Raw genomic sequence first — 16542 nt, 5'->3', positions numbered from 1 at the left:
ATGGGTGCTGCTTTTGCTGTAAAGGCATTAGTTTAAGCAAGATTTGAAAATCATGGAGAATCCACAAAACAGGGCAAAATAGCCTAGATGGGATTAAATCAATCCCAACAAAGTTACTCAAAGGGGTATGCTTTTCATGGAGCACGCACTCACGCATTTTTTTGGATGGTTTGGCATGCCCTCGGTGGGTCTTCCAGCAGTGTTTATTAGCGCCTTTGTTTCAGCAACCCTACTTCCTGTTGGCTCTGAGCCCATTCTCTTTGGTTACATCTCTCTCAATCCCCATTTGTATTGGGTGGCAATACTGGTGGCTACGGTTGGCAATACCTTGGGAGGCATGCTGGATTGGTGGCTGGGATTGCTCGCTCGCAGTCGCATTAAATCCATTGCTGAAACTACAGATAGTCGTCTAAAAGCTTGGCTTGGAGAGTGGGGACCAAAGATGCTGCTGCTTTCTTGGTTACCCGGTTTTGGTGACCCCTTGTGTGTTGCAGCAGGGTGGTTAAGACTGCCTTGGAAATCGTGCCTGATGTATATGTTTTTCGGCAAGATGCTGCGCTACTTAATATTAACTTGGTTGTTGTCCTTGGTGCCTGAGAGCTTTTGGCACCAGTTAGGCCATTGGTTGCACTTGATTTAATCATCAACCAAGTGGCTAACTCAAAAGCGAACTAAGCAGCGAACTAAACAGCGCAATACTTCTGCTGGATCTCGTCGTTGTTGAGAAGATTCTGAGCAGTGTCCTGAAACACAATTTCTCCCTGATCCAAGATATAAGCGCGGTCAGAGATCCTCAAAGCTTGCTGGACATTTTGCTCAACCAATAGAATCGTTAAGCCTTGCTGCTTCAGTTTTGCAAAGAGCTCAAACATTTCTTCTACTAAGACTGGCATGATGCCCTCAGAGGGTTCATCGAGCAAAATGACTTTTGGTTTAGCAATCATGGCTCGAGCAATGGCGAGCATTTGTTGTTCTCCACCCGACATGGAAGTGCCATCCTGTTGAAGACGCTCTTTCAACCTAGGAAAGGTCTCAGCAATTTCATCTACTAAAGCGCTCATATCACCACGACTCTTTTGGGCAATCACACCTAACTCCAGATTTTCTTTAACAGTCAAACCTGGAACAATGCGGCGGTCTTCTGGTACATAAGCAAGACCTAAGTGAAAGCGCTCATGTGCAGGCAGATCTAAAAAGGATGTGCCATCGATTGAGGCTTTGCCTTGACGCTTAGAGAGCAAGCCCATGAGTGAGCGCAGGGTAGTGGTCTTACCGGCACCATTGCGACCCATTAAGGTCACAATTTCTCCTTTATGTACTTCAAGTGAGATGCCTTGCAAGACGTGACTGCGGTCATACCAAGCGTTTAAGTTTTCAATGCGCAACATAAGGAACCTTCAATTAACCATGACCGAGGTACACACGACGCACCTCAGCATTATTTTGGATTTCTTCGGGAGTGCCCTCAGCTAAAAATTCACCATGATGTAACACGATGATGCGCTTGCATAAGCCCATAATGAGTTTCATCTTGTGTTCTACCAAAATGACGGTGCGCTCGCTAGCCAAAGTACGAATGAGTTCCATCATGACTAAGGTCTCTTCGGGGGACATGCCTGCAGTAGGCTCATCCAAAAGGAGGAGGCTGGGGTTGCAAGCTAAAGCCATCGCAATTTCTAGAGCCCGTTGTTGACCATGAGCGAGATCACCCGTTTTCTTATTGCGCAGATGTTCTAAGTTCACGCGGCGTAGAAGTTGGTCTGCGAGCTCAATCGGACCTGGATAGCTTTGAGCATTTCGCAGAAAGTTATAGCGGGCTATTTCCATTTGTGCAGCTACGCGGACATTTTCATGAACGGTCAGTTGCTTAAAAACATTCGTGATCTGAAAGCTTTTAGAAATACCAATACGTGCAAACTCATGTTGCTGCATGCCGGTAATATCTTTGCCGTTAAAGAGGATTTCTCCGCTAGTCGGAGGGAATGCGCCACTTAAGACGTTAAAGAAAGTGCTCTTCCCTGCGCCGTTGGGGCCAATAATTGCGGTTAATGTTCCAGGCATAAAGCTGGTAGAAACATTTTGTAGGGCTTTGAATTTACCAAAGCTCTTGCTGACATTGCGCGCTTCAAGAATAGGAGTGCTTGCGCTATTCATTATTTTAAATCCCGATTAACTTGTAGCTTGCTCAGAATGGTTCCCCAGATACCTTTAGGGAAGAACAGCACAAAGAACATAAATACTAGGCCAACCACTGCCATCCAATGTTTTGTAAAGGTGGTAACAACGTCTTCAAGGTAGAGCATCACTGCGGCACCTACAAATGGACCAAAGAAGGTGCCCATGCCGCCCAAGATACTCATCATCACCGCTTGACCAGATTGCAGATAGTGTAAGGAATCAATCGGAACAATGGAAAGGTGTAGGGCGCGCAATGATCCGGCTAATCCACAGATGGCAGCTGATAATACAAATACGAGTAATTTAGTTCTAGCGACATCAAAGCCACAGGCTGCTGCGCGTTTTTCATTTTCACGAATGGCTTCCATGACAGCGCCTAGCGGTGAGTTCAAAATACGGGAGATCAACCAAATCGCAATGACTACGAAGAAGAGAATGATGTAGTACTTCACCATGGGGTTGAGGAAGTCAACTGGAATACCGAAGATGTTGAATGAGTCGACGCGGACACCACGTAAACCATTTTCACCGCCAGTCAGACTTTCTGCTTTGTAGAAGATGTAATAGACAATTTGGCCAAGCGCTAATGTCACCATCGAGAAGTAAATTCCCCGAGTGCGGATCGCTAAAAAGCCCATGATGAGTCCGCCAATTGCAGCACCAATCACGCCTACCAAGATGGCAGTGGCCCATCCTAAGCCATAGTGAACGATGCTGATACCAGTAAGGTAGCTGCCAATACCCAAAAAGGCTCCGTGTCCAAATGAGAGCAAGCCCATGTAGCCAAACAGCAGGTTAAAGCCCATGGCGAATAAACCGAAGATGAGGATATTAATTGCCAGCGCCTCATACGGCATGATGAACGGGAAGATCGCTAAGAATAGGGTGCTCGCTAAAACGCGATGACGAGCGATGAGTTGGAAAAATGAATTCATAAAATACGGAGCCTTAGCCCATCGCCCCCGCTTTGCCAAAGAGGCCTTGTGGTCGAATTAATAAGACAACAGCCATTAATACAAAAATAGATAATTCGGACAGGTCAGGAAAGAAGAGGGAGGTCATGCTGTAAACCACTCCAACCAATAAGCCCGCAACCACAGCGCCAACAGGTGAGCCCATGCCGCCAACTACAGTCACCACAAATGACTCCGCCAAAATGGGAATACCCATCTCTGGGTTGACGGAGCGGGTTGGTGAAGCCAGGATGCCTGACAGGCCAGCAATAGCACAGCCCAGACCAAACACTAAGAGCCATACTTTGGCGATATCGACCCCGAGTACTTTAACAATCTCTTGATCAGCCGCGCCTGCTTTAATAATGAGGCCATAGCGTGTCTTTTGAATCAAGAACCAAACGCCAAAAATAATGAGTGCTGTTGCACCAATCAAAAAGAGTCTGTATTTGGGGAAGTAACCAATGCCAACGTTCATGGTGCCAGTTAAGCCATCAGGAGTGATGGAGGGTAAGCCTTCGATACCAAATGTCACGCGCATGACTTCAATCAATACATATGACAGACCAAAAGTGAGCAGCAGCGGATAGTCTAGTCCGCGACCATAAAGCGGTCTTACTAAGAAGCGTTCCGTTACCAAGCCAAGACATCCAGTGAGCAAAGGTGTGAGGATTAAGCTAAACCAGAAGTTGCCAGTGACACCTAAGAAATACACGCCCAAGAAAGCGCCGACCATAAAAAAAGCGCCATGGGCAAAGTTCACTACGTTGAGCATGCCAAAAATGAGGCACAAACCCAGCGCTAAAAGCGCATAGATACTGCCTAGGGCAATTCCCGTAAGCAGTTGCATGCATAAAAGTTCAAACGTCAGACCAGTCATAAATGTACTCAGAAAAACTCCCCAAGACCATCAGGTGCAAGGGGAGTGGTTCGGGGAAGATCAACTGATCCTCCCTGATTTTGCTATTAGGCTTTGTGACCTAACTCTGCGCAGGAGCGCATGTTCTTCTCAGTAGTGGGCTCAATTGTCAAAATATTGAAGACATCATATTTGTCTTTCATATTCTTAGATTTAGACTCTACGATGATGACGGTTTGAACTGCTTGGTGATCGCACTTGCGATAGTACTCAGGACCTTTGTACCAGTCGTACTTGAGGTTCTCCATCGCACTCACTACTTTCATAGTGTCGGTGGACTTAGCAATCTTGACCGATGCCAATACGCTCTTCACGCCAGCGTAACCTAATGCACCGTAATCGGATGGAACAGAGCCGTTATACATCTTGCGGAAAGCATCGTTAAATGTTTTGGCTGTTGGAATACGATCTTCTAGACCCCAGTAGTAAGAGGTGCCGCCGATGATGCCTTCAAACGCTTCTGGACCACCTGCTAGACGTGAGGTATACAACAAGACTGGTGTCACGATCTTCATACTCGATTTCAGACCAAAGTCAGTACATTGTTTGGCAGCATTTACCAAATCCCGTCCGAAGTTACAGAGTACCAAAATATCAGGGTTCAAGGCTTTAATGCGTGGCAAGAATGCGGAGTAATCCGATGCACCCAATGGATGACGAATATCAGCCAAGGTAGTGGCACCCATTTCTTTACCAGCACGCTCAAACGCACGCACCATCTCATGTCCGTACGCATAGTCAGCGGTGAGGAACACAATCTTCTTACCAAAACGGGGAATGGAGTAGCGCGCTACTGCACCCGCTGTCATGGTTGGGTTCAAAGCTTCATGGAATGTATAGACACTCCAATCTTTTACTTCGTTAATCGCATCAGATTGACTGATGGAGTTAAAGAGTACTTTGCGCTCTTTACATACGGCATTGATGGAGAGTTGGGTAGCAGCAGAAAGTGAGCCAACCACGTAATTCACTTTATCTTTTTCAATCAATTCGAGAGTGCGAGTAGCGGCTTCACCAGGATTAAGTTTGTCGTCGCGTACTAGAAGTTCTGCTTTACGACCATTAAATCCACCAGCATCATTGAATTCTTTAATAGCCAGTTCAGCAGCTTTGACTTGGTCTTGCGCTTCAGCAGAGAATGGCCCAGTCAATGGAGTTGGAAAACCAATCTTGATAGTTTCGGCTTGGGCATTGGCAACGTTGAGCCAAAGTGGGGTGCTTGCAGCAGCAGCGCCGCCAATCAACATCTTTCTTCTAGTTTGATTCGTTACTTTTTGTTTCATGGTTGTCTCCTCCATATAAAACTTGTTTAAATAAGAATACTTTTTGTTTATCAAATCTTAACTGAATGCGCCTTTTAATGGGCAGATTCAGGTACTGCTTTCCCTTGGGCTAATAAATCGCTAATGTCGATGGCAGTTTCTGCCATGACCGTACCGGCATTCCGTTTGAGATTATCGGCATCCCTTGTTCCTTTGCTACCCTGAGACTGCATATAACGCCCTAAATACTGGGCTCGCGCTACTACTTGTTGGCCTAATTTGAGGCGCTCAGCGCTATAGGCTTGCAAAGCTTCCGGGGTGACGCCCAGGGTTTCAATCTGTTTTGCAATCACGATAGCCTCATCACCCGCTTTGGTAACACCCATACCAACGTGGGGTCTACCTACAAATGCCGCATCACCCATCAAGGCAATTCTGCCGAATACAATTTGCTCAGAGCGCACGTCGTAAATGGCTTGCAAAAAAGGAGACGCCGTTTTTTCTAAAATTTCTGCATACTGTGGCGCCAAAATGTCACGAGCGACTTTGCGCATATGGGCAATGTGTTTCCAGGAAACTTTTAATGGGGGAATGCCAGTAGGATAGTAATGGCCATCATCATCAGTGAGTAAGCTAACTAACTCTTCCTGCTCAGAAGCAGGTCGATACCAAACAAAGTTATAACGACGTTTGCCTGGGCGGGTATCGTTGCCAGATCCGGCTACGGGATAACCGAGCATCTGCTCTCCATTAGGAAGGCAAAAACCAAAACGATTAAATAGCGTCTCAAGCGTGTATTGCGAGAGACAGGCCTCATCACAGACACCGCGCCAAGCAATATAGCCAGCATATTCAGGTTGAATATCTGGGGCAACTTGTGCTCTAACACCTGAACGAATGCCATCAGACGCAATTAATAATTCTGCTTTGTATTGACTACCATCTTCGCAACGCACCTCTACTGTATTGGTATCTTGCATTACGGTTTTGACAGTCTTGCCTTGCAAGTAGCGCTCTACTGGAAATGCTTCCTTCAGCATGTGATACAGACGACTCCAAGATGTGAGTATTTGTGGCAACTCCATCTCACCTAGACTTTGACCATCTGAACCTAGGGTAACGCGTTGAGTTACTGGTACCCCTAGTGTGTGATCAACGCTTACACCAGCGGCACGTAAAGCTTGGGCAAGGGCATCGTGCGTCACAATGCCTGCGCCTCGACCATCAAGGGAGCCAGTCGCTTTTTCTAGAAGGGTGACGTCATGACCTTGGCGTAGCAAGATGTTTGCTACAAATAAACCGCCTAAGGATCCGCCAACCACTAGTATTTTTGCCATGGCTAATTCCTTATGCAGCCTTCGCGTCTAAGGCTGTTTTTTCTTCGGCAGGGTAATTGAGCTCAATCACCACACCGTTAGGATCATCCAAAAAGATTTGGTGAAGTTTTAAGACGGGAACCGTGCGCTCACGATAAGGAACCTTGAGTTGCTTCAACAAGGTAATTTTTTCTTCTAGGCCAGTTGCAAAAAAGGCGATGTGATCAACCGCGCCTGACCCATGAAGTGAGCTGGTATCACGATCACCTAGATATTTTTTTAAACCATCTGGATCATTTTTATCAATCGCAATCAAATGCAGTACTGCGTTTGCCCAGCTGCTATCGTCGCCGTTATAGAGCCATACACCAGGAAAAGGAAACTCTGGTCTTGGGCCTACGGTTAAGCCCAGCAGCTTACTGAAAAATTCTGTTGTTTTTTCAATCTCTAGACTACGGATCGAGAAGTGATTGAGGCTTAGATTGGACATGATGACCTTTTTAATTAAGCAAATAAAGTTTTAGCGGAATGCAAGTAGGACTCAACGCGGTCGCGAATGATTTCCTGTTCAGAATTTGGAATGCTCGGGGCATAGATGGCTTGGCCATAGATCCAGCGGCGCATGCCAATATAGAAAATACCGCCATGCAGGCCCATTAAGAATTCAAGCTCGCGCTCGGTTGGTTTTGGCTCTACTGGTCGATTGCAGTATTTGCGTGTTTCACGAATCAGTCGGGGCAACAAGCGTGAGCGCAAGAGCTCAAAGAAGCGGTCACTAATCGATTGATCGCTTAATCCTGAAAAGATTAAGATCCGTACAAAGTCATAAGTGAGCACTGTCTTGGTGTAATCCAAATAAAAGGCATTGAACTTTTCTTCTGGCGTCAGATTGTGATCGTCTAACAATGCTTCCCATTCGGGTTTCCAGCGGGATTCGAAAACCTCTTTGTAGACTTCTTGAATTAAGGCTTCTTTAGTGGGGAAGTAGTGATAGAGCAGGGTATGGGTAACGCCCAATTCTTTGGAGAGATTACGCAGTTGAGCTTCAATACCGTATTTAGCAAAAAACTGAATCGCTCGATCCAAAATTTGGCGCTTCCGATCGGTGGTATTCATTCTGCGACGTGCCGGTATGAGTATTTCTGCCGAATTTTCGGCTTGCTCTGGGCTGGAAATGCTATCTTCAGTAAAACGCATGGATTCTCAGGGTTTATCCGAATTTGGACTTATTGACCAAAAGTTAAATAATGGTACATTGTTGAACAATTGGTAGATAACACTCTATCCGTACAAACCCCAAGGAAGTTAAATGGAACTCAATGGCGAACAACTCATAGCCGCATCGATCCCTGATGTCTGGAGAGGATTGAACGATGTTGATGTGCTTGCCAAATCCATTCCTGGTTGCGAAGAGATTAGCCGTATATCGCCAGAAGAAGTCCATGCCAAGGTGATGTTCAAGATTGGGCCTGTCAGAGCCCGCTTCTCGGGCAAGTTGCTGCTCAGTGATGTGATTCCAGACCAATCCTGCTCTATGGCATTCGAAGGTTCAGGAGGCGCCGCCGGTTTTGCAAAAGGACGCTCACGCGTCGAGCTCAAAGCTGCTGAAGGTGGTACCTTAATTTCCTATACAACTGAAGCATCCATTGGTGGAAAGTTAGGTCAGATTGGCGGGCGCTTAATTAGCGCTTCCGCAAAAAAGATTGCAGATGACTTTTTTCAAAAGTTTGCAAAAGAATTAGGCGGGGAGACAGTGGCGCTGGAGTCTGGCGCTGGTAGTGAATAAAAAAGTAGTTCAAAAAATAAAATAGTAGTTAAAAATAGAAATCAAAAATAGAAATCAAAAGAGCCACAAAGGCTTACTTCAATTAGCGGTGGAGGAGACAGAATGAAAGCAGCAGCATTTGACTATGTAAAGCCAAAGGCTTTAAGTGATGCTTTGTCTTTGCTGGAGCAAGGCGGTGATGACGCGAGATTAATTGCTGGCGGACAAACACTTCTGGCTACGCTCAATATGCGACTGTCAGAGCCAAGCATCTTGATTGATATTACCGATGTTGCCGAGCTCAAGGGGATTTCTGTTGTTGGCGACAAACTGCGGATTGGCGCTTTAGTAACCCATACCGAAATCGAAGATTCTGCTTTAGTTGCAAAACACGCACCACTTTTAAAAGCTGCGGCGCCTCATATTGCGCATCGAGCGATTCGTAACTTAGGAACTTGGGGCGGCTCACTCGCTTATGGCGATCCTGCGGCGGAATGGCCTGCTTGCAGCTTGACTTTACAGGCCACTATGGTGATTCATGGGCCTAGTGGCGAGCGCAAAATTGCTGCCAAAGATTTCTTTATTGATCTGTACACCACTTCATTAGAGCCAGATGAAATTCTGGTCGCTACTGAAATTCCACTGGCTACTAGCAATCAAGTTTTTTACTTCCACGAACTAGCAAGGCGTCATGGTGATTATGCAGTTGCTGGTTTGGCAGCGGTGGCTGAGAAACAAGGGGGCGTATTAAGTCACTGCGCATTTACCTTCTTCTCAGTAAGTGCTACACCTGTAATGGCAAGTGCTGCGCAAGATTTGATCAATGGGCTGTCTTTAAATGATCAGTTGATTGCACAGGCGGTAGCAAGTGCGCGCGAAGAAATTGATGCGATTGCAGATATTACCAATAGTGCAGAAGCGAAGACCCATTTGATTGGTGTATTGCTTGAGCGTGGTCTCAAGCACATGCTTGCCTAATTACTCAGATTGTTCGGAGATTTGAAAATGAGCTTGAAGAAAAAAGTATCGATGACGGTGAATGGTGTTGCCGTCAATGCAGAGATTGAGCCGCGTCGTCATTTGGTTGATTTTCTCCGCGAGGATTTACATCTTAAAGGCCCACATCTCGGTTGCGAGCAGGGCGCTTGCGGTGCTTGCACCGTCAAGGTGGATGGTCAAATCATCCGCGGTTGTTTATATTTGGCAGTGCAAGCTGATGGCTGCGTAGTTGAAACGATTGAAGGTCTAACAAAAAGCGGTGCTCTAGCTGATCTTCAAGAATCGTTTATGCGCCATAACGCTATGCAATGCGGCTTCTGCTCTTCGGGTATGTTGCTGGCGGCTGCTGAGCTGATTGAAAAGCAGCCTAAGGCTAGTCGTGAGGAGGTTCGCGAATGGATCTCTGGAAATTATTGTCGTTGCACTGGTTATCACTCTATCGTTGATGCGATCGTCGATGTTTTAGAGGCTCGTGCTAAGGGTCAAAAAATTAAACCTGTCGTTGCTCACGCCTAAGGGATTTAGGAAACGTATTATGAATAAGCCAAGCGATTTAAAGGGACTCGTTCTCGATCCCGTTACTAACGATCAACGCTACATCGGTAATAGCGAACCAAGACATAGCGCGCGTCGCTTGCTGGAAGGTCAAGGCACTTACATTGATGACATTCAATTGCCGCGCATGGGTCACGTGGTCTTCTGGCGTTCACCAGTAGCCCATATGAAGATCGGCAAAATTCATACTGAGCAAGCGAGCAAGATGCCAGGTGTTCTGGCGATCGTTGATGGCGTTCAGATGGCAAAAATTTGTAAGCCTTGGGTTGCTACCCTAGGTCACTTAGCTGGTATGAAATCCGCACCTCAGCATGCTCTTGCAATTGATAGGGCTTGCTGGCAAGGTGAGCCGGTAGTTGCCGTGGTCGCAGAGACAAGGGCGCAGGCAGAAGATGCCCTGCAACTCGTTGATGTGGAGTGGGAAGAATTGCCTGCTGTGATCTCTATGGAGTCTGCCTTAGATCCGAAGACGCCATTGATTCATCCAGAATTGGGTGACAACTTGTGCTTCACCCGCAGCTTAGATGTCGGTAATGTTGATGAAGCCTTTGCGACTGCAGATGTTGTCGCTGAGGCTACTTTTGGTTTTGGGCGCCACACTGGCGTAACCCTAGAGCCGCGTTGCCAAATTGCGGATTACAACCCCGGCGAGCGTCGTCTGACCGTATATCACTCGCAACAAGCGCCGCATATGATGCAAGACTTGTATTGCCGTCAGTTTGGTTTATCTGAATCTGATGTGCATGTGATTTGTAAAGATGTTGGCGGATCTTTTGGTATTAAGGTACACGCCTATCCTGATGATTTTGCGACCGTCGGTTTGGCTATGATGCTAGAGCGCCCAGTGAAGTTTGTGGCCGATCGCTTGGAATCCTTTACGAGCGATATTCATGCTCGTGAGCACCGCATTAAAGGGCGGATTGCGGCTAATAAAGCAGGCGATATCTTAGCCTTTGAGATTCATGACCTAACGGGTATTGGACCTTATTCCATGTTCCCCAGGACCAGTGCAATTGAGGGCAACCAAGTAGTGAACTTGGTTGGTGGTCCTTACAAGCATCAGCACTATCGTGCGCATTTAGATGTGGTATTTCAGAACAAAACCCCCACTTGCCAATACCGTGGAGTTGGTCACCCAATTGCGTGTGCGGTGACTGAGGGCTTGGTCGATTTGGCTGCTCAAAAGTTGCAGATGGATCCGCTAGAGTTTCGTAAGCGCAATGTGATCCCTGATGATGCTTATCCCTGTTCTGGAATCTCGGGCATCAAATTAGAAGTGCTCTCACACGAACAATGCTTGCGTACGATTGAAAAGATGATGAATTACCCAGCTTTGCGCAAAGAGCAAGCAGAGTTACGTAAGAAGGGTATCTATCGTGGTATTGGCTTTGCAACCTTGATTGAGCTCACTAACCCAAGTCCTGCTTTCTATGGAGTGGGTGGTGCGCGTATTGCGTCTCAAGATGGCGCTTCAGTGCGTTTAGATCCTAGTGGTGTAGTTTCCGTGTTAGTAGGTGTTGGTGAACAAGGTCAAGGCACAGAAGGTATCTATGCGCAGATTGCTGCAGATGCTGTAGGTGTATCTATTAATCAAGTACGTATTGTTACTGGCGATACCGATGTCACTCCTTACGGCGGGGGCACTTGGGCTTCCCGTGGGGCTGGCGTTGGTGGCGAAGCAGTATTGCTGGCCTGCCAAGCATTGCAAGAAAATATTTTGAAACTGGCGGGTGCGATTTTGAATCGTCCGGTTGCTGAGTTAAGCGTGCATCGCAGTCATGTTTTGGATAAAGCAACTGGTGAACAGTTATTGCCTTTTAGTGAAATCGGCCGCATTGGCTATTTCCGGACCGATACTTTGCCAGCGGGCTTTTCTGCAGACTTAATGGTGACTCGTCATTACACCCAAAAAGATTATCCATTCATCTTTACTAACGGTGTGCAAGCCTCTTATGTGGAAGTAGATCCTGATACCGGCTTTGTGAAGCTCCTCAAACATTGGGCGGTAGAAGACTGTGGTCGCGTACTTAATCCGATGTTGGTGGATGAGCAAGTTCGCGGCGCGATTGTTCAGGGTATCGGCGGTGTGCTCTTTGAAGAGTGCCTCTACGATGAGAGTGGTTTGCTGCGTAATGGCAGTATGGCTGACTACCTTGTGCCGATGGCAAACGAGATGCCAGATATTGAGGTGGCTCACGTAGAAACCCCAACCCAATCTTCTAAGCTGGGCGCCAAAGGGGCTGGTGAAGCCGGAACTGCTGGTGCTCCTGGCGCAGTCCAAAATGCTATCAACGATGCTTTGCTGCCGTTTAATACTGCAGTGTTTGATCAGCCAATTACCTGTGAGAAGATCCTGCGGGCGCTCAAGAAAATCTAATTTTTCAAGGCTTCCCATGACCTCGGTGCATAACCCCGAATTAGGGTTTGCACATCCTGTAACATCAAGTTTTTAGGCAAGCCCTCATTGGGCTAGTCTTTGGGTTAACTTGATACGGTAAAAATCGATATGTCTTCATTAAAAGGTAAAACAGCCCTAGTGACAGGATCTACTAGCGGTATTGGTTTGGGTATGGCCATTGCTTTGGCAAAACAAGGTGCCAACATCATGGTCAATGGCTTTGGCGAAAAAGAGGAAGCGATTGCCAAGATCAAGGCCTGTGGGGTCGAAGTGGATTACCACGGCGCAGATATGAGTAAGCATGCCGAGATTAAAGATCTCATTGCGCAAACGGAAAAACGTTTTGGCTCATTGGATATTTTGGTGAATAACGCTGGCATTCAGTACACCGCCAATATTGAAGAATTCCCAACAGATAAATGGGATGCCATCATTGCCATTAACTTAAGTTCTGCATTCCATACGACACATCATGCGCTCCCTGGAATGAAACAGCGTAACTGGGGCCGTATTATTAATATTGCTTCTGTTCATGGCTTGGTTGCGTCGATGCAGAAGGCAGCTTATGTCGCTGCTAAGCATGGCATCATTGGTTTAACCAAAGTCACTGCACTTGAAAATGCCCGCACTGGTATTACTTGTAATGCGATTTGCCCAGGTTGGGTATTGACACCATTGGTACAAAAGCAGGTAGATGCCCGCGCTGAGCGTGAAGGCATCTCTAATGACGCCGCTAAGGCTGCCTTGGTATCGGAGAAGCAACCGTCTGGAGAGTTTGTAACTCCAGAGCAGTTAGCCGCGCTTGCAGTATTTCTCTGTGGTCCTGACGCCTCTGAAGTTCGTGGCGTAGCTTGGAATATGGATGGCGGTTGGGCTGCTCAGTAAATATTTGTTACCAAATAGCGCTAGCTTTGAGTAACTCTGCAGAGCTTACTCATCAGTGATCTTTTTATCTGCGATGATCTTGCCCCACATCGCAGATTGACTCGCAATGTATTTTTGTAAGTCTTCCCTGCTACCTGGATTGGGCGTTAAGCCATGCTCGGCTAATTGCGTACTAGTGGCCTTATCTTTCAGCGCTGCTACTAGCGCTTTATTCCACTTCTCTAAAATGATGTCAGGCGTTTTTCCTGGTGCTACAAATGCATACCAGTTACTGGCATCAAATCCTGGATAGCCAGACTCTGCAATCGTTGGAACATTGGGAAGGGTGGGCGCGCGTTTTAATCCAGTGGTCGCAATCGGAATGAGCTTGCCATTTTTGATATATGGATCAGCAGTCGCTAGAGCAGAGTAATAAGAAGAGACTCGGCCACCTAGAAGATCGACCATCGCTGGGCTGCCACCTTTATAGGGGACATGAACGGTATCAATATCAGCACGTACGTTTAAGAGTTCGCCCTGTAAGTGAGATGCAGAGCCACTACCTGTAGAGGCAAAAGTAATCTTGCCAGGATTCTTTTTGGCTAGCGCTATATATTCTTTAAAGTTCTTGACACCCAGCTCTGGAATTACCACCAAGACATTCGGGAAGGTAACCCCCATCGTTAAGGGGGCTAAATCTTTTTGGGGATCATAGGGTAACTTCATCAGATGCGGTGCGATAGACAGTGGTCCGATGGAGCCAAAGAGGATGACCGATCCATCAGTTGGTGCAGTAGCGGTATAAGCATGCGCAATGTTGCCACCAGCACCGGGCTTATTGTCCACAATCACATTTTGTCCAAGATCTTCACTTAATTTTTTGGCAATCACACGAGCTGCACTGTCAGCAGATCCGCCGGCTGCAAAGCCAACCACAATCGTGATGGTCTTCTTAGGTGGAAATTCCTGAGCGTAGACGCTAGAGATGTAAGTAAATGCTGTGAGCGTGAGGTAAATCAGTGTTTTGAAAAAAGATGGGGCAGGCATATATCGTCTCGTTCGGTTGCTGTTTTTTGCTTATTTTGCGCCCCAAACTGGGCGAAGTCACTATCGAAGTGACAATTTTGGGTAAGAATGATGGAATTTTGGCTACCCGAACAAAATCAGCAGAATCGTTTATAGTTACAGTGCATTCTTATATCTAGGAGATCCTTTCATGGCTTCAATTTTGACCTCATTGGGACGCACAGTATTAGCTGGTTTCGTGCTCCTCGTTTTAATTATTCTCGCTTTGGGCGGTAACTTTAGCTCTGCTGAATTGCCATTCATATTCCGTTGGTTGCACGTGATGTTTGGTGTGATGTGGATTGGTTTGCTCTGGTACTTCAACTTTGTGCAAATTCCATCTATGCCAAAAATCCCAGATGAGCAAAAGCCAGCGATTGGTAAAGTGATTGCTCCAACAGCATTATTTTGGTTCCGTTACGCAGCACTCTTCACAGTAGTGACTGGTTTGATTGTTGCTGCTTTGAATGGCTACCTCCATCAAGCGTTTACATTGCAAGCACCATTCCGTGCGATTGGCTTGGGCATGTGGATTGCCTTAATAATGGCTTTCAACGTATGGTTCATCATTTGGCCTAATCAGAAACGTGCTCTTGGCATCGTAACTGTTGAAGCTGATGTCAAAGCAAAATCTGCTCGCGTTGCGATGTTGACATCCCGCTTGAACACAGTGCTCTCAGTGCCAATGTTGTTCTTGATGTCTGCACAATCACATAACACTACTTGGTTCGTGATCGTTTCATAATCACTCTGAGTTCGCATTAGTAAAAAGGCCCGCGATGCGGGCCTTTTTTATTCCCTATAGGGTGAGCGTAAAAACGCTAGGCCAGAATAGCGGGCAACTCCTTGGTGAGAGCGCCACGCTGTGCAGTCGCTGTGCCCATCAGTACAAATCCCAAAAGCTTGCCATCATCAGACTCAAAGCGCGCTTCTAGTCCGCCTTCAATGGGATTGGTTTTCCACTGCCCAGCGACACCTTTGGCTGGGGGCGAAACGATCGTAGCCAATGCCGGTGTTTTCACCATCACGGGCATTGCAGGATAGGTGAGGGCAGTACGTTGACCAGTCAGCGTCACTGCCAATGCTCGAGCTGCTTGCATGATAGGCATCACATAAGGCAGTACCAGACCTTCTACTTCAGCACAATCACCTAGTGCATATACATGGGGTGCATTGGTTTCTAATTCTCGGTTGACTTGAATGCCAATGCCGGTAGCTATGCCAGCTGCTTTAGCAAGATCAAGGCGAGGTTTTAGTCCCACAGCTGACAGCACTACATCGCTAGCAATCAGAGTGCCATTGGCTAAAGTGATATTGAGTTCATTGCTATTACGATCGATGGATTGCACAGTGGTGTTGAAATGCCAACGCACTCCAGCAGCACTTAGTTTACTTTGCAAATCGTTTGCTGCCATCTCTGGTATCAAGCGTCCAAGAGCTTGAGGTGCCAAATCAATAACATCGACTTCGTAGTTGCCTAGCACTAAGTCATTGGCAAACTCGCAGCCAATCAGTCCCGCACCCAAAATGGCAACTTTCTTTTTGCCTGAAATGGCATTGCGAAACTTTGCATAATCTTCAAGATCATTGACAGTCAATACTTCATGAGCGGCATTGCCTTGGAGTGGGAGGCGAATCTGATCTGCGCCCAGAGCCAAGACGAGTTGACGGTAAGTGATCTCACCTTTACTCGTGTTGATGATTTGCTTGGCGCTATCGATCGCATGCACATCTGTTTCAGACAAGATGTTGAGCCCTAATTGGCTTACCATAGCCTCTGCTGGAGTAGAAATTAATTGAGCTGCCTCTTTTTTCCCAGCTAGCGCAGTTGAGAGCATTGGCTTGGAGTAAAAGTATCCCGGCTCTTTTGTCACAAGCGTAATAGGAATCTCTTTATCGAGTTTCCGGATTTCGCGTATGACGGTATATCCAGCCAATCCGCTACCAACAATGATAATAGCAGATGAGGATTTCGAATTATTTTGATCCAAGCTGGACTCCCTAGTAATGCGTTAATTGTGGTGATGCAATATAGATATCGGTATAGATTTGATGATTAAATCTGTACCATTTCAAAGTCAGATTTTGATACTCCACAATCTGGACACTCCCAATTATCTGGTACATCCGCCCAAGCGGTGCCGGGGGCAATCCCATCCTCTGGAAGACCTTTTGCTTCATCATAGATAAAGCCACATACGATACATTGCCAAGAATTCATTTTGGTTCCTTTAATGTTGAAGGATGAGTTTAAATTTAATTCCGCTT

Annotated in this window: 18 protein-coding genes; 7 read left to right on the top strand and 11 right to left on the bottom strand. The window is 46.6% G+C overall.

The window, feature by feature from the left end; translation table 11 throughout:
* Positions 1-136: 136 nt before the first annotated feature.
* A complete protein-coding gene (locus ICN21_RS03760; RefSeq protein ID WP_215295194.1) occupies positions 137-640 on the top strand; it encodes a YqaA family protein in 504 nt (167 codons plus the stop codon).
* Between the two features lie 43 nt (positions 641-683).
* On the opposite strand, the gene ICN21_RS03755 is transcribed toward ICN21_RS03760, so the two are convergent.
* From ICN21_RS03755 to ICN21_RS03720, 8 genes are all read right to left on the bottom strand, one after another.
* Positions 684-1388 (bottom strand): ABC transporter ATP-binding protein, encoded by a 705-nt coding sequence (locus tag ICN21_RS03755; protein WP_216176832.1) that lies wholly within the window; start codon positions 1386-1388, stop codon positions 684-686.
* Between the two features lie 13 nt (positions 1389-1401).
* Positions 1402-2154 carry an ABC transporter ATP-binding protein gene (locus ICN21_RS03750; protein ID WP_216176830.1) on the bottom strand — a complete coding sequence of 251 codons (753 nt, stop codon included), beginning with the start codon at positions 2152-2154 and terminating at the stop codon, positions 1402-1404.
* The gene (locus tag ICN21_RS03745) at positions 2154-3113 is read right to left on the bottom strand and encodes a branched-chain amino acid ABC transporter permease (protein ID WP_215295189.1); all 960 of its coding nucleotides are present in this window, start codon (positions 3111-3113) and stop codon (positions 2154-2156) included. The genes ICN21_RS03750 and ICN21_RS03745 overlap by 1 nt, the downstream gene beginning before the upstream one ends.
* A gap of 13 nt (positions 3114-3126) precedes the next feature.
* Positions 3127-3981, bottom strand: a complete 855-nt coding sequence (locus ICN21_RS03740; protein ID WP_251369957.1) for a branched-chain amino acid ABC transporter permease — start codon at positions 3979-3981, stop codon at positions 3127-3129.
* Between the two features lie 116 nt (positions 3982-4097).
* A complete protein-coding gene (locus tag ICN21_RS03735) occupies positions 4098-5333 on the bottom strand; it encodes an ABC transporter substrate-binding protein (RefSeq protein ID WP_251369956.1) in 1236 nt (411 codons plus the stop codon).
* Between the two features lie 74 nt (positions 5334-5407).
* On the bottom strand, positions 5408-6649 hold the full coding sequence (locus ICN21_RS03730; protein ID WP_216176828.1) for an FAD binding domain-containing protein: 1242 nt from the start codon (positions 6647-6649) through the stop codon (positions 5408-5410).
* A gap of 10 nt (positions 6650-6659) precedes the next feature.
* Complete coding sequence (locus ICN21_RS03725; RefSeq protein WP_216176826.1) at positions 6660-7118, bottom strand: glyoxalase; 459 nt, start codon at positions 7116-7118, stop codon at positions 6660-6662.
* A gap of 14 nt (positions 7119-7132) precedes the next feature.
* The gene (locus ICN21_RS03720) at positions 7133-7825 is read right to left on the bottom strand and encodes a TetR/AcrR family transcriptional regulator (protein ID WP_216176824.1); all 693 of its coding nucleotides are present in this window, start codon (positions 7823-7825) and stop codon (positions 7133-7135) included.
* A gap of 112 nt (positions 7826-7937) precedes the next feature.
* On the opposite strand from ICN21_RS03720, the gene ICN21_RS03715 reads away from it, so the two are divergent.
* From ICN21_RS03715 to ICN21_RS03695, 5 genes are all read left to right on the top strand, one after another.
* Complete coding sequence (locus tag ICN21_RS03715) at positions 7938-8414, top strand: CoxG family protein (protein WP_215295181.1); 477 nt, start codon at positions 7938-7940, stop codon at positions 8412-8414.
* Between the two features lie 102 nt (positions 8415-8516).
* Positions 8517-9371: a xanthine dehydrogenase family protein subunit M gene (locus ICN21_RS03710; protein ID WP_216176822.1), complete on the top strand. Its 855-nt coding sequence runs from the start codon at positions 8517-8519 to the stop codon at positions 9369-9371.
* A 27-nt stretch (positions 9372-9398) separates the two neighbouring features.
* Positions 9399-9908 carry a (2Fe-2S)-binding protein gene (locus tag ICN21_RS03705; protein WP_215318336.1) on the top strand — a complete coding sequence of 170 codons (510 nt, stop codon included), beginning with the start codon at positions 9399-9401 and terminating at the stop codon, positions 9906-9908.
* 19 nt (positions 9909-9927) lie between these two features.
* On the top strand, positions 9928-12324 hold the full coding sequence (locus ICN21_RS03700; protein ID WP_216176820.1) for a xanthine dehydrogenase family protein molybdopterin-binding subunit: 2397 nt from the start codon (positions 9928-9930) through the stop codon (positions 12322-12324).
* A 129-nt stretch (positions 12325-12453) separates the two neighbouring features.
* On the top strand, positions 12454-13230 hold the full coding sequence (locus ICN21_RS03695; RefSeq protein ID WP_216176818.1) for a 3-hydroxybutyrate dehydrogenase: 777 nt from the start codon (positions 12454-12456) through the stop codon (positions 13228-13230).
* Positions 13231-13275: 45 nt separating this feature from the next.
* On the opposite strand, the gene ICN21_RS03690 is transcribed toward ICN21_RS03695, so the two are convergent.
* Positions 13276-14256, bottom strand: coding sequence for a tripartite tricarboxylate transporter substrate binding protein (locus ICN21_RS03690; protein ID WP_215318333.1), 981 nt, complete (start codon positions 14254-14256; stop codon positions 13276-13278).
* A 169-nt stretch (positions 14257-14425) separates the two neighbouring features.
* Here ICN21_RS03690 and ICN21_RS03685 point away from each other — a divergent pair, with 169 nt between their 5' ends.
* Entirely contained in the window at positions 14426-15019 is a 594-nt protein-coding gene (locus ICN21_RS03685) for a urate hydroxylase PuuD (RefSeq protein ID WP_215295169.1), read from the top strand.
* Between the two features lie 76 nt (positions 15020-15095).
* Here ICN21_RS03685 and ICN21_RS03680 read toward each other — a convergent pair whose 3' ends face one another.
* On the bottom strand, positions 15096-16265 hold the full coding sequence (locus ICN21_RS03680; protein WP_216176815.1) for an NAD(P)/FAD-dependent oxidoreductase: 1170 nt from the start codon (positions 16263-16265) through the stop codon (positions 15096-15098).
* Positions 16266-16330: 65 nt separating this feature from the next.
* Positions 16331-16495, bottom strand: a complete 165-nt coding sequence (locus tag ICN21_RS03675) for a rubredoxin (protein WP_215295166.1) — start codon at positions 16493-16495, stop codon at positions 16331-16333.
* Positions 16496-16542: the final 47 nt, after the last annotated feature.

The organism is Polynucleobacter sp. AP-Feld-500C-C5 (genome assembly GCF_018882265.1).
Taxonomy (GTDB): domain Bacteria; phylum Pseudomonadota; class Gammaproteobacteria; order Burkholderiales; family Burkholderiaceae; genus Polynucleobacter.
This window is presented reverse-complemented; position numbering and strand designations above follow the sequence as displayed.